At 41.0% G+C, this 14,790-nt stretch carries 14 protein-coding genes and 1 pseudogene; all 15 read right to left on the reverse strand.

Going from position 1 to position 14,790, the window contains the following annotated elements; translation table 11 throughout:
* Positions 1-7: 7 nt before the first annotated feature.
* Positions 8-958 carry an ROK family glucokinase gene (locus AC2TDL_RS07550; protein WP_484699874.1) on the reverse strand — a complete coding sequence of 317 codons (951 nt, stop codon included), beginning with the start codon at positions 956-958 and terminating at the stop codon, positions 8-10.
* A gap of 196 nt (positions 959-1,154) precedes the next feature.
* Positions 1,155-2,903: a tetratricopeptide repeat protein gene (locus AC2TDL_RS07555; RefSeq protein WP_484699878.1), complete on the reverse strand. Its 1,749-nt coding sequence runs from the start codon at positions 2,901-2,903 to the stop codon at positions 1,155-1,157.
* Positions 2,904-3,046: 143 nt separating this feature from the next.
* Positions 3,047-3,988, reverse strand: coding sequence for a ribose-phosphate diphosphokinase (locus tag AC2TDL_RS07560; protein WP_484699882.1), 942 nt, complete (start codon positions 3,986-3,988; stop codon positions 3,047-3,049).
* 135 nt (positions 3,989-4,123) lie between these two features.
* Positions 4,124-4,789, reverse strand: coding sequence for a bifunctional phosphoribosyl-AMP cyclohydrolase/phosphoribosyl-ATP diphosphatase HisIE (gene hisIE / locus AC2TDL_RS07565; protein ID WP_484699886.1), 666 nt, complete (start codon positions 4,787-4,789; stop codon positions 4,124-4,126).
* Positions 4,786-5,544, reverse strand: coding sequence for an imidazole glycerol phosphate synthase subunit HisF (gene hisF / locus AC2TDL_RS07570; RefSeq protein ID WP_484699890.1), 759 nt, complete (start codon positions 5,542-5,544; stop codon positions 4,786-4,788). Before hisF ends, hisIE begins: the two co-directional genes overlap by 4 nt.
* A 57-nt stretch (positions 5,545-5,601) precedes the next feature.
* Entirely contained in the window at positions 5,602-6,213 is a 612-nt protein-coding gene (gene hisH, locus AC2TDL_RS07575) for an imidazole glycerol phosphate synthase subunit HisH (protein WP_484699892.1), read from the reverse strand.
* A 34-nt stretch (positions 6,214-6,247) separates the two neighbouring features.
* Positions 6,248-6,844, reverse strand: coding sequence for an imidazoleglycerol-phosphate dehydratase HisB (gene hisB / locus AC2TDL_RS07580; RefSeq protein ID WP_484699894.1), 597 nt, complete (start codon positions 6,842-6,844; stop codon positions 6,248-6,250).
* Positions 6,845-6,922: 78 nt separating this feature from the next.
* On the reverse strand, positions 6,923-8,206 hold the full coding sequence (gene hisD / locus AC2TDL_RS07585; protein WP_484699898.1) for a histidinol dehydrogenase: 1,284 nt from the start codon (positions 8,204-8,206) through the stop codon (positions 6,923-6,925).
* A 37-nt stretch (positions 8,207-8,243) separates the two neighbouring features.
* Positions 8,244-8,894, reverse strand: coding sequence for an ATP phosphoribosyltransferase (hisG, locus tag AC2TDL_RS07590; protein ID WP_484699901.1), 651 nt, complete (start codon positions 8,892-8,894; stop codon positions 8,244-8,246).
* A complete protein-coding gene (locus AC2TDL_RS07595) occupies positions 8,894-10,120 on the reverse strand; it encodes an ATP phosphoribosyltransferase regulatory subunit (protein ID WP_484699903.1) in 1,227 nt (408 codons plus the stop codon). Before AC2TDL_RS07595 ends, hisG begins: the two co-directional genes overlap by 1 nt.
* Positions 10,121-10,426: 306 nt before the next feature.
* Positions 10,427-10,930 carry an acyltransferase gene (locus AC2TDL_RS07600; protein ID WP_484699905.1) on the reverse strand — a complete coding sequence of 168 codons (504 nt, stop codon included), beginning with the start codon at positions 10,928-10,930 and terminating at the stop codon, positions 10,427-10,429.
* Positions 10,931-10,932: 2 nt separating this feature from the next.
* Positions 10,933-11,586, reverse strand: coding sequence for a pyrophosphatase PpaX (ppaX, locus tag AC2TDL_RS07605; RefSeq protein ID WP_484699907.1), 654 nt, complete (start codon positions 11,584-11,586; stop codon positions 10,933-10,935).
* A 343-nt stretch (positions 11,587-11,929) separates the two neighbouring features.
* Positions 11,930-13,015: pseudogene (lgt, locus tag AC2TDL_RS07610) on the reverse strand (prolipoprotein diacylglyceryl transferase); the annotation flags it as partial.
* 155 nt (positions 13,016-13,170) lie between these two features.
* Positions 13,171-13,653, reverse strand: a complete 483-nt coding sequence (locus AC2TDL_RS07615) for a DinB family protein (protein ID WP_484699909.1) — start codon at positions 13,651-13,653, stop codon at positions 13,171-13,173.
* A gap of 36 nt (positions 13,654-13,689) precedes the next feature.
* On the reverse strand, positions 13,690-14,628 hold the full coding sequence (gene hprK / locus AC2TDL_RS07620) for an HPr(Ser) kinase/phosphatase (RefSeq protein ID WP_484699911.1): 939 nt from the start codon (positions 14,626-14,628) through the stop codon (positions 13,690-13,692).
* Positions 14,629-14,790 lie beyond the last annotated feature (162 nt).

Below are 14,790 nucleotides of genomic sequence, written 5' to 3' on the forward strand. Positions count from 1 at the left end.
ACACCTACTATCCTCTTAAAATTAATCCTGCTGCTCCAACTACACCTGCATTGTTACCAAGCACCGCTGGAATAATCTTAACATTTTCTTTTGATACATCCTGTGTATATTTATCAAATACTTCACGAATTTGTTGAAATAAAAACTCGCCGGCCTTAGCAACTCCGCCGCCGATAATAAAACATTCTGGATTTAGAATAATCGCCATCATAGCCATAGAACGTCCTAAATAGTAAGCGGCACGTGAAACAATACGTGTAGCCACTTCGTCTCCAGCCTTAGCAGCATCAAGTACATCTTTAGCCATAATTTTCTCAACGCTAGAAAGCGATGTACGATCTCCGCGAGCTACAGCTTCTTCCGCCATACGAATAATACCAGTTGCTGAAGACACCGTTTCTAGACATCCACGTTTGCCGCAGCCGCATTGAATGGCTTCAAGATCTGGAACAATCGCCATATGACCAAGCTCACCTGCAACACTTTGAAAACCTTCTACAATTTTTCCATCAACAATGATGCCGCCGCCTACACCTGTGCCTAATGTATACATTACGCAGTTTTTAATTCCGCGACCTGCTCCAGCCCATGCTTCACCAAGCGCAGCAACGTTCGCATCATTATTTACTTTTACTAGTATATTGAGTTCTTTTTCCAAAAAGCCTTTAAGATCCACATTATTTAAATACAAATTTGGAGAATGCTTAATAACCCCATTTGGAATATCAAGAAAACCAGCAATACCGATTCCTACACCAGCTACTTGCTCCCATGCATAAGATGATTCTTTAACAATCTGTCTAACATAAGATGCAATGTTACGAAGTATAGTATCTGGACCTTCACTAACCCCTGTTGGCCCTTCATAAGTTTGCAGCAGATCACCTTCTGCGTTACATAGTCCTAATTTAATCGTGGTTCCACCAACATCAACACCGACATAAATCTTTTCAGACATTGACAATGCACCTCATTCTTTAATGTGCTGTTCTATTTTTCAGAACACAAATATTACTAAAAGATTCATTTCAACTATAAGCGTTCCAACGTTTGCGGTCAAGCTTGCCACTAGTAGCCTAGAACATAGCAAAGGACGGAAAAAAAGACTGCTTGCTGCAATGCAAAACAATAGTCCTCCGTACATCATCGCCTTTCTACATTTGACGATAATCAACAATCCATGGTACATCTTTCATCTTACATTTTACCGCTAGTACCTTATCGATCTCTTTCACTCGTTTACTAACAGTCGTAATGCTTGTGCCATAGCGTAATGCAGCTTCATGATAAGTAATTGGCTGATTATATAATTTAGCAACCAAATACTCTAGTGCTGCTGCCCAAGCTTCAATTTTGCTTGGCTTCGCCATCGTTAAATAACCTTTGGAAAGAAAATTAATCCATAATGTAATCATATCATGCTGTTGAATAACGTTATAACGTTTTGCTGTCATTTTCAGTGTCAATTCAGCAACCTGTTCCCATAATGGATCGCTGTACATAAGGTTGCTTGTTTCTAACGTAGGTACGCGATCTGCTGGGACTTGCAACAGCTTCCCTGACAACATAACCTCAAAAGCATCCTTCATTCCAAGCGAACGAAGTGAATACATCACTAAACGTTTCAAATAGTCGTCTTCATCGCTTTTTAGTAAAAATTCACCTAAGCGCTGTGCCACTTTTTCATTGTAACAATTCGGTAAATGATAAATTGCCTTTAGCTTTCCTTCGCGATTGCTATAATCCATCGCCCAGAACAAATATGCTCGCCATATTTTGGGATCAAGCTCAGTTCCGCGTTCGCGCGCTTGATTTTCCCAAGCTTCCATTTGCTCTTCGACTGTTTCATAATAGCCGTAAGACAACGAGCTTTGCAGCGGTTCCTGCCTTAGCATGTTTAACAGCAAAAGAAAATAACTCGCAATCTTCGACTTTTCTTCCGTGCTTTGATGCATTAACCAGTACTTTTCAGCAATGTCCCATTTGCCAGCATTACATGCGGCAATTGCAGCAAAGTGATAGAGACACGGATCGTTTTTCGCTTCGCCCAGCTTAATTAAGCGCTGAAAATGTCGAAGCGCTATTGCATGCTCCTTCAGTATCCCCATCGTCGTAGCAAGTTTAAATAAATGCTCCTGATAAAACGGATCCAGCTTGGTTAAGAGAGGCACAAGCTGTTGCAATTCCTCCTGCTTACCTTCATAGTGATAAAAAATTGCTAAATTACATAACGCATGAAGATTAACAGGATCGCGTGTGAGCACTTCTTCGATCGCATGTTTTGCTTTATCTCCCTGTCCTATATAATAATAAGCTAGCGCTAAGTTGTTGCGCGCAGCAATAAAATCAGGATGCTCTTCACTAATGGACTCCAGTAGCTCGATAGCTTCAAGAAATTTTCCATCTTCAAGCAGCTCGCGCGCACGATTATGCTCATAAACACCAGCTCTAGCCTTCACTCTTGTAATAGGAGTTGGACGTTCAAGCTCATACTCTAAATACTGGATCATTTCTTCTGCTTCCTCTAAGAAATGCCCCTCTTCGTCCTCTTGCAAATAATAAAGTAATTCTCGCTCCGCTTCCTCAAAAAACTCCATATTAGCAAAGTTATTTGCCATATAAAAATGGCACTCTGTCATATCAGGGTCAATTTCCTTGAGCACCTTCTGTAATATCGTGTTTGATTCCCCGTATTTTCCAATTTCAGAGAGTACGCCTGCCATATTGCAATAATTAATTGGATTATTAGGCTCATATTCTACTGCTTTTTGGAAATATTTCAGTGCCTTGTCATAATGAAACTTATCCAACGAGCGTATCGCGCGCTCATAAAAAAAGTTCGCATCTAATTGCAATAACCTTAGTTCCTGCTGATCGCCAACAACACGCTTATTCTTTTTCAACTGCAAGGCACCTCCTCCATACTTTCTATTCATAGCTCAATTATAGCACAGTCCCTAAATAAACAACTATATCAGCAAAAAAGCTGCGGATGACAATATATGTCATTCCACAGCTTCCAGTTCTATATTAGCTGTTCCACGCCTTACGTCTTAAACAGAACACTAATCGATCCACCATCGATAATAATTTTAGTCGCTTCTGCTAATAACGGAGCAACTGTTAGCACTTTAAACCGCTCGGAAGTATGTTCAGGCAAGGCAATCGTATCAGTAACAACAATTTCTTTAATGTTTGGATGATCCAAGCGAGAAATTGCATCTCCAGAAAATAATGGATGCGTTGCACATACAATAACGTCCTCTGCCCCACGTTCCTTTAAGCTTTCTACAACGTTTATAATTGTGCCGCCTGTGTCAATCATATCTTCAATAATAATTGGTGTTTGACCTTCAACTTCACCAATAACGTGAGTAATGCTGGATTGATTATGTGCAGAACGCTTTTTAATCATAATTGCAAACGATGTATCCAGCGCGTTAGCTAGCTTTTCTGCAGTAGAAGCACGTCCAGCATCAGGCGATACGACTACTGGATTTTTAATTTTCTTCTCTTTCAAATAAGCGCTAATAAGATCTAGTGCGGTCATATGATCAACTGGAATGTTAAAGAAACCTTGAATTGCTGGTGCATGTAGGTCAATTGTTAGCACTCGAGTTGCCCCTACAGTTGTCAATACATCAGCTACCATTTTTGCCGAGATCGGTTCGCGTGGCGCCGCTTTTCGCTCCTGTCGAGCATAGCCATAATAAGGCATAATTACATTAATGGTACGAGCCGATGCACGTTTTGCAGCATCAATCATAACGAGCAATTCTACAAAATACTCGTTGACTGGATGAGACAACGACTGTACTAGGAATACATCACAGTTACGAATTGTTTCCTCATAATGTACGTAAACTTCTCCGCTCTTAAAGCGAGAAATTTTTATCGCCCCCAATGGAATGTCTAAATGCTCACTAATTTTTTGAGCTAGAGCGGGATTCGATGAACCTGAAAAAATACGCACCTTGTCGCTTAACATGATACCCTCCTGAGCGTTTCAACCATTTTCATAAACAATAAAACAATATACGAAGTATTTCTACTTGTCTTATTATACATGCATTTGTCAAGAATTCAAAAATGAATTCATACTATTTTTCGACAAAATCTAATCTTATCTCATTTTATTCGTTGTTGGCTTACCTTGTCTCTGCTTTAGCTCACTTAAAATTTCATCAAATGGCAAGCCACGCTCACGAAGGAGAACCATCAAATGAAACACAAGGTCACTTGCTTCCGCACGAAGCTCAGCATTATCTTTATTTTTTGAGGCAATGATAACTTCCGCAGCTTCTTCTCCGATTTTTTTAAGAATTTTATCTAAGCCTTTATTAAACAAATAACTTGTATACGTATTTTCAGGGCGCTCTGCATAACGCTCTGCAACAATCGTTTCAAGCTCGGCTAACGCTGCAAAACGATTGCTGTTTTCACTAATCTCAGCAGCTTCTTGTCCACCTTCAACTTGAAGTGATTTTGTAAAGCAGCTATAGCTTCCCGTATGGCAAGCTGGACCTTCCTGTAAAACTTTAACTAACAACGTATCGGCATCACAATCATAGCTCAAGCTTACAATACGTTGCTTATGTCCGCTAGTTGCGCCTTTATTCCACAACTCATTGCGTGAGCGACTCCAAAACCAAGTATAGCCAGTTTCTTGTGACAGCTTTAACGATTCAGCATTCATATAAGCAAGCATAAGCACATCCTTGCTTTGCGCGTCCTGAACAATCGCCGGTACTAAGCCGTCAGCTCCCCATTTGATGACATTCTCATTCATCTTACTTCTACTCCTTTTGTCCGCAAGTCGTTTTTCACTTCAGCGATGCTAATTTCTTTATAATGGAAAATAGTTGCAGCGAGTCCGGCATCGGCATTTGCTTGCTGAAATACTTGAGCAAAATGCTCAACCTTGCCCGCTCCGCCTGATGCAATAACCGGAATTCCTACTCGTTCACTAACTGCCTTGGTCAAGCTTATATCAAAGCCATCTTTCGTTCCATCTGCATCCATACTTGTTAGCAAAATCTCTCCTGCGCCAAGCTCTTCTACTTTACTTGCCCATTCTAAAGCACGAATTCCTGTAGGCTTTCGTCCGCCATGAGTATATACTTCCCAATCCTGCCATTCCGTATTGAAGCGAGCATCGATGGCTACCACAATGCATTGTGCGCCAAAACGACGTGAGCCCTCTCTAATCAGCTCTGGATTAAGCACTGCTGCTGTATTAATTCCTGTTTTATCAGCGCCCGCTCGAAGTATTTTTGTCATATCTTCCACACTGGAAATACCGCCGCCTACTGTAAACGGAATTGTAATTTCACCAGCTGTGCGACGAACAACATCAATCATCGTAGCGCGACCTTCTACAGATGCAGAAATATCAAGAAATACTAGCTCGTCAGCACCCTCTTTATCATAAAGCGCAGCCAGCTCCACTGGATCACCTGCATCCCGCAAATTAACAAAGTTAACGCCTTTAACTACACGCCCGTCCTTGACGTCTAAGCAAGGAATAATCCGCTTAGCTAACATTGCAATGCCTCCCATCTATTCACTAGCCTTATCGCTTAAACTACATAGCAACCAATATTATTGACTCTGATCAGCTAATGCTAAAAAGTTACGTAACAGTTGCATGCCTAGCTCGCCGCTTTTCTCTGGATGGAATTGCATGCCATAAACGTTATCCTTATTTACAATCGCTGTTACAGGGCCATAATAATCACCTGTCGCAAGCAAATGCTGTTTATTGTCCACCAACACATGATAAGAGTGAACGAAGTATACATGACCTGGTTCAAGTCCATTAAATAAAGGAGATGGCTGTAAAAACTGCAGCTTGTTCCAGCCCATATGCGGAATTTTAAAGTCCCCTTGAAAACGAACTACTTTTCCGCCAAGCAAACCAAGTCCTTGATGCTGTCCGAATTCTTCACTTTGATCAAATAATAATTGCATCCCTAAACAAATACCTAGCATTGGCTTGCCACTTGCAGCAAAGCGTTTCGTCACTTCTCCTAAGCCAGTTTCATTCAAATGTTCCATTGCATCGCCAAAAGCTCCGACGCCAGGTAAAATCACTGCATCCGCTGCAAGGATTTGCTTCTCATCGCTTGTCGTTATCGCTTTATAACCAAGTCGTTCAATGGCTTTGCTTACTGAATGAAGATTACCCATCCCATAATCTACAATTGCAATCATTATGAAAGTTCCCCTCTCTACTTGCACTAAGTCATTACAGAACTCCCTTAGTCGAAGGGACCCCTTGCACGCGTGGATCAATGCTTGTTGCTTCATCAAGTGCACGTCCTAGCGCTTTAAATACAGCTTCAATCATATGATGTGTATTAGAACCATAATGCACGATTACATGTAATGTAATTCGCGCTTCAATGGCAAACTTCCATAAAAACTCATGCACTAAATCTGCTGCAAAACTGCCGACATGCGTAGCAGGGTACTGTGCACGATACTCAAAATGTGGACGATTGCTTATATCAATAACAACTTGCGCCAAGGCCTCATCCATCGGCACAAACACGCTTGCACAACGCTTAATACCGCGTTTATCTCCTAGTGCTTGAAGCAAGGCTTGTCCTAAACATATCCCAATATCTTCCACAGTATGATGATCATCAATTTCGATGTCGCCTTTCGCATCTACAGACAAATTAAATTGCCCATGCTTTGTAAATGCATCCAGCATATGATTGAGAAACGGCACATCGGTGACAATGTTTGCTTCTCCGGATCCATCGACTGCAAAACTTAGCTTAATATCTGTTTCCTTCGTTGTACGAATAATTGACGCTTCGCGCTTTACGTCTGTCATTTTTTATCCTCACCTTTGCAACAAGATAAGCCAGCTTGCGACTATTTTCAACAAGCTAGCTGAATGAAATACTATTGATTAACCTTCCTTATTTAGACGTACCTCAATTGCTCGAGCATGTCCTTCAAGGCCTTCGTGACGCGCAAGCGTCATAATTTTATGTCCATTGGCAATAAGTGCCTGCTTGCTATATAAAATCATGCTTGATTTTTTCAAGAAATCATCAACATTAACAGGAGATGAAAAACGAGCTGTTCCGTTCGTTGGCAAAATATGATTTGGACCTGCAAAATAATCTCCTACAGGCTCTGAGCTGTATGGACCAAGGAAAATCGCTCCGGCATTTTCGATATAGCTTAGCAGTGACATTGGATCAACGGTCATAATTTCCAAATGCTCAGGTGCAAGCTTGTTCACTACGTCAATTCCTTCTTCGATTGTCGATACAAGAAGTACTGCACCATATTGATCAATTGACGCTTTAGCGATTTCGTAGCGTGGCAGCTCGGCAAGCTGTTTATCTACCTCGGCAATTACCGCTTCAGCTAAGGAAGGGGAGTCCGTTACTAGAATAGCAGAAGCCATCTCATCATGCTCAGCTTGTGATAGCAAATCTGCGGCAATATAAGCTGGATCTGCACTATCGTCAGCCAATACAACAATTTCACTTGGACCTGCAATGCTATCAATATCTACTACACCATAGACTGCACGCTTAGCAAGTGCAACATAAATATTACCTGGTCCAGTAATTTTATCGACTGGTGCGATCGTCTCTGTACCATAAGCTAATGCAGCGATCGCTTGTGCTCCACCAACACGATAAAGCTCCTTTACACCTGCTTCAGCAGCAGTTACAAGAATATAAGGATCAATTCCTTCTTTTCCCCCAGTTGCAGGCGGTGTAACCATAACGATTTCTGGCACACCAGCTACCTGTGCTGGAATAACATTCATTAACACGGAGGAAGGATAAGCTGCCTTACCACCTGGAACGTATACTCCAACGCGCTTTAATGGACGTAAGATTTGACCTAGCATTGTTCCGTCTGGAGCCAAATCCATCCAAGAATTGCGCAGCTGCTTCTCGTGAAAACGACGAATATTGTTTGCTGCCTCACGTATTGCTACTAAAAAAGCTTCATCAACCTGTTTGTAGGCAGCTTGAATTTCTTCATCTGTCACACGCAAGCGATCCGTTGTTAGACTTACACGATCTAATTGCTCAGTATAACGAATTAATGCTGCATCACCTTCACTTTTAATTGCTGCCACAATTTGCTCTACCGCAGCATTTTGTTCAGGTGAGCCGTATTCTACTTCTCTCTTTAAGCCAAACTGCTCTGGCTTCAACAATTTCATGCTCATGCTTCTCCCCATCCTTTTTCGGCTATAAACGTTATGCTTTTACTCTTGCAGCTAATGCCTCCTGCAGACGATCGCATAATTGTTGAATGCGTTCATTTTTCATACGATAACTAACGCGATTTGCAATTAGTCGGCTTGTAATGCTAAAAATCTCTGTTTGCTCAACAAGTCCATTTTCTCGCAATGTTTGACCAGTTTCAACCATATCAACAATTCGATCAGCAAGTCCGATTATCGGTGCCAGCTCAATCGAGCCATTTAACTTAATAACCTCAACCTGCTGCCCTTGTTCACGGAAATAAGCTGAAGCTACATTTGGGTATTTCGTAGCTACACGCGGCTGGATGGAGGGCTTCCAATCAGGCAAAGCAATAACGCTCATTCGACATTTGGCAATGCCTAAATCAAGCAATTCATAAACATCCTTGTTTTCCTCCATCAGCACATCTTTTCCAACGATTCCGATGTCTGTGACTCCATATTCGACATATGTCGGAACATCGACAGGCTTTGCCATAATGAATTCCATCTTGGCATCAGGAAGTTCGATCATAAGTTTACGAGTATCCTCATATTCAACAGGAATCGGAATACCAGCCTCTCTAAATAAATTTGATGCTTGTCTATAGATTCGGCCTTTCGGCATCGCTACCTTTAGAATTGTATCATCCTTGCCGCTCATTATATACGTCCTCCTTCACGACCATAGCACTGAACACCGCTAAAGCTTCTTCCTCCGTAGATTACTTTTCCACCGGCTTTAGCAGCGGCTTGTAGCTCTTCCCAGCTTTGCTGATCGCTAACCTTAGCAGTAATAACCTTCTTGCCCTGTTCACGCAAAGCTTGCGCAGCTTGAAGCGCTTCTTTGCTGCTTGCTTGTTCATAGGCAATCAATAAATGCTCACCATGCACCGCTTCTGATTCTTCATTACCAAGCAACTCCAAAATTCGAGTTGTTTTTAAAGCAAAGCCTGTCGCAGGCGCAGGGCGATTAAAACGAGCTAATAAATTGTCGTAACGTCCGCCACTAACAACTGGGAAGCCAAGATCTGCAGCGTACCCTTCAAATGTCATTCCTGTATAATAGGAGAAATCGCTAATCATCGTTAAGTCAATTAACACATGTTCACAAACTCCGTATGCTTTTAGTCCTTCCCAAATTTGACACAAATGCTCGATCGCTTGTCGCGCAGTTTCATTTTTGCTTAGCGATAATGCTCGTTGACAAATTTCCTCACCGCCTCGTAAACGCAGCAAGTCTAGCAATTCTTGACGCAAATCATCCCCAAGATCAAGCTTATTTAATAGCTCACGATAACCTACATGATTACGATTGAGCAACATTTGCTTCAATTCTGCTTGGTCATCGGTACGACCTTGAAGAGCTTCCTCCAACACTCCATTCAAAAATCCAACATGACCAATTGCAATTTTAAAATGCTCTACACCTGCTGCCTTTAAGGATGCAATCGCTAGAGCAACTACCTCTGCGTCTGCTTCCGCAGAAGCATCTCCAACAAGCTCTACACCTGTTTGATAAAATTCGGCCTCTCTGCCCGCTTCCTCTTCAATCGAGCGGAATACATTTGCATGATAACATAAGCGCAATGGAAAAGCCTCATGCTTTAATAAAGAAGATACTACACGAGCGATTGGTGTAGTCATATCTGAACGCAATACCATCGTAGTACCGCGATTATTTAATAGTTTAAATAGTTTTGCATCTGAAGTTGCACTAGCAACACCCACTGTATCATAAAATTCCATAGTAGGAGTCATTATTTGCTCATAGCCCCAGCTTTCCATGCAATTTAGTACTTTGTGTTCAATCGCACGCAGCTTTTTAACAGCATTAGGCAAGTAATCCTTGAACCCTACTGGTTTTTCAAACACTTTTGGCTTAGACATAATCCGTTCTCCTTAATACTTTAATATGGTAAAGTGTTAACGTGTTACCTTGATAATAAAATAAAGACTTTTCCATATCGTAGCACGCTCCTTCTTTCAAGTCAAGTAAGCTTAGTCTAACAACAATTCATTCAATATCTTTCGTTTATTGAACCCCATTATGCATGATAAAAGGACACTACAACTTTAATCTTTAGACAGATTAAAGCGTAATGCCCTTCTCTCTAACCATTCACTTTTTTATAGCAATTCTAGAATGATCGGTAGGCTATCAAATAACTGGTGACAAATATAATTTCGCAAATATTACTCGTGATCACTATTACTTTTACCTTCGCGAATGACAACTAATGGATTACCAGCGACGAAGCTGTAAGGAGCAACATCTTTATGTACTACTGACCCTGCTGCCACTACTGCATGATCACCAATTGTAACCCCCGGGAGAATCGTGCAGTTAGCCCCTATCATTACATTAGATCCAATGTTTACCTCACCTAAACGATACTCATTGATTAGATACTCATGGGTTAATATTGTCGTGTTATATCCAATAATACTGTTATTCCCTACTGTAATTTTTTCAGGGAAAAACACGTCAACCATCACCATAAGTGCAAAAGAAGTTGTATCGCCAACCTTCATCCTTAAAATGACTCGATATATCCAATTTTTCAATGGCAATATAGGACAATAACGAGCAAGCTGAATAAAAATAAAGTTTTTTACTGCCTTCCAAGGACTTACGGTAGAGTATACTTGCCACAATGCATTGGGACCTTCAGTTGGATAACGAGTAACTTTTCGCAATCTTAACGACGCTCCAATCCTACAATGTCATATAAATCGCGCATAGTATGGATAATATAATCTGCGCCTACATTGCGCAGCACCTGTTCACCCTTTAACGACCATGCAACACCGACGGTTTTAACCCCTGCATTTATTCCTGATTGGATATCTACTGTACTGTCGCCAACCATAAGTGTGCGAGCTGGATCTGAGCCTAACACCTCGATTGCTTTTTGTACTGGCTCAGCATGCGGCTTAGCGTGCTTTACATCATCTATCGTAATAACTGCCCCCATATATTGGGCGATATTCGTATAGGCTAAACCTTTCTCTGTTGTTAGTCGCATTTTTGTTGTAACGACCCCTAGCTTTACTCCATTTGCATGTAACGTAGCAAGCACTTCTTCCACTTGATCAAATAATTTTACATATTGATCATGCAGGCGCAAATTAATGTCTCGATAAGCAGCAACTAAATGATCAACCTGTTCTAATCCTGAGAAACGCTGCATCTGCTCAACAAGCGGCGTGCCCATAAACGGGATAATATCTTCTCTGCTAAAACCTTCTTTAGCTACTCCTTTTAAAGCGTGTAAAAAAGAAATAATAATTAACTCATTCGTATCAAGTATCGTTCCGTCTAAGTCAAATAGTACAGTATCGTATGCTCTCATTGCTTCCTCCTAATATCTAGCTAAACATAGATGCTTAAAGCTCGAAAAGAATTGCACAGGCAACGCAGCAGAATTACTTTGTTAAATCATTTTTGTAAAGTTAATCTGCGCCTCCTCCACCGCCATCTCCGCCAAAGCCGCTGAGTGAACTTCCACTATCACTGACGCTTGAGCCAGCACTTGAGCTGTCACTGGTAGTTGAACTCGCACCAGTTTCACTGCTATCATGCGTGCCAGAATCATTATTGTTATCAGCGCTATTTGAACCTTTAGCATTATTAGCGTCCGAGCTTGCTTCTCCTCGCTCTTCTTGAGTCGATTGCTCCATTGCATCTTTACGTTCAATTTGCTCTTCTTGCTTCTTATTATTTTTTTGATTGCTTTGATTTGAAGAAGTAGCACTGTTCATAATTACTGCTGTCGAACCAATAGCTGCAGCATCAGCATCTGAAACTTGATTTTCCTGTTTATTGCGTACAGCATCGTTAATTTCACTTTGACGTTCTCTTTCTTCTTTCGCGAAGTTTTGCTTTGTACTAACGATCGGATCATTGTATCGTTCTGTCGCTAACCCTGCAGTTCTTCTTACAATAATAAAGAGAATCGCAGCTAATACAAGCAATAAAGCTAGCAATTGTGAGCTGCGGATATTGCCGTAAGCAGGATCAAGATAACCTTGCTCAAATAATACAGTCATCGGTGCCCATAGACTGTTGATTAAATCAGCTAACCATTGCGGACCTGAAAAAGCTAAAGAATCGGTACGTAATGCTTCAATATAAAAACGACCGATAGAATACCAACCAATATAAATCGTTAACAATTCTCCTGCTTTTAAGAAACGTTGTCTGCGAATCACAAATAGCACTACTAATCCTAGTAAACTCCATAGCGATTCATAGAGGAATGTAGGATGAACGTATCTGCCATCAATATACATTTGATCTACAATAAAGCTTGGAAGATGTAATGTTTCACGTAAGAAAGACTCTTCAACAGGACCACCGTACGCTTCCTGATTGAAAAAATTACCCCAGCGTCCAATCATTTGACCGATGAGCAACGATGGTGCACAAATATCAGCGATTCGCCAAAACGAATAGCCTTTCGCTCGACTGAAGAAAAATCCGCAAATTAACGCACCGATAATCGCGCCATAAATAGCGATACCACCATTCCAAATTTTTATAATATCGCCTAAATTATCTTTGTAATAATCCCATTGAAATGCTACATAATAAATTCTCGCTGCAATAATAGCTGACGGAGCCCCAAGCAAGAGCAAGTCCATAAAAAAGTCTGACTTAATCCCGAAACGTTTCCCCTCTTGTACAGCCAGTAGCAGTCCTGCTAAAGCGCCAATCGCTAACACTACTCCATACCATCGAATGGATAAAGCACCAATCTCCACAATGACAGGATCAATCAATGAATTTCACCCTTCCCAATATTTTAAAGGTTTTCTTCTCTACTAAATTCCACTTTTATACAGCTTCGCTTATTATAACATATGTAAATTGCCTAATCACAAAATCACCTCCAAGAAATCAAGCAACTGTAAGTCTTGGAGGTGCTGTATAAATTTTAACGTTGGGTTGTCATTTCCTTAGTAGGTCCTTCAACTGGAGGAACGGTTAAGCCAGCTTGTCTAAGCAATACCGTCATTTGTCCGCGATGATGTGTTTGATGCTCAATAAGCTTGCCTAGCATTTTCCCTTTCGTAGTTGGTCCAGTAAAGCCTTGAACTTCGACTAACAAGTCTTCATCAGAAAGTTTTTCAACTTCCTTCAAAATTGCATTTGCAACGATTTCATAGCGATGTGCAATTTCAATTGCGCTTGTTGGAATCAGCTCATCACGTTTTGGACAAGGTACATCAAGTCCAATCACATGTTTAGCAATAGAACCAGCAGCGCTAGTTAAATGCCAAGCTAACCAGCCTAAAGAATTGTGACCTTCAACAATGCTAAAGTTAAGCTTATCATCGCTTATCGCTTTAATAACGTTTAATGTTCCTCCAGCATTTTCATGCCAATCTTGCAAAAAGTCTTCTACTACACGATACATATTAACTGCCCCTTTTTTCTAATTTTGCAACATAACTTAGTCATTATCATCAATGTCGTCTGAAATCGTTTCAGTTAACTTATTCGTGAACTGAAGTGCAGCATTGTAACCCATACGCTTCAAACGGAAATTCATAGCAGCCACCTCAATAATGACCGCTAAGTTCCGGCCTGGGCGAACAGGAATAGTAACGAGCGGAACATGTGTTTCAATAATTTGGGTTGTTTCCTCATCAAGCCCTAAACGGTCATATTGCTTGTCCTGCTGCCAATTCTCTAAGCGAATGACAAGACCTATCCGCTTCTGCGTACGAACCGCACCAGCACCAAACAATGTCATTACATTAATAATACCTAGTCCACGAATTTCAAGCAAATGACGAATTAACTCCGGTGCAGTACCAGTTAATTTTCCATCTGCTGTTTGGCGAATTTCTACTGCATCATCAGCTATTAGACGATGACCACGCTTTACTAACTCCAGTGCTGTTTCACTTTTACCGATTCCACTGCTACCAGTAATAAGTATTCCTACTCCATAAACATCGACAAGCACCCCATGAATCGTTGCTGTAGGAGCTAGTTGATGCTCAAGAAAGTCGGTAATACGGCTAGATAGAATTGTTGTTGCAATCGAGCTTCTAAGCACAGGAATATTACACTCATTGGAGTATTCAATGAGTTCAGCAGGCGCTTCTAAGCCACGCGTAATAATAATGCAGGGAGTATCTTCCATACATATTCTACGCATACGATCTCTGCGTTCTTCGCTTGTCAGCATATTAATAAAGGATATTTCCGTACGCCCCAAAATTTGAATGCGCTCACTTGGATGGTAATGAAAATAGCCTGCCATCTCCAAGCCTGGTCTATATAAATCATCAACTGTAATTAATCGTTTCTGTCCGTCTTCACCAGACAATATTTCTAGTTGGAAATGTCTAACTAAATCTGCTACTCTAACTTTTTTCGGCATACATATATCCCCCTTCATTACCAGTAAACGATCTCACTTATTCCATCGTATAGCAAAAATTAATTAAACGCAATTCTGAATACTGCACAAAACATTATGAAGTGTAATGAATAAATAAAGCCCCACCGCAGGATCTGCAGTGAGGCCTTACTAATAAAAGTT

The organism is Paenibacillus sp. plas6 (assembly GCF_057221655.1).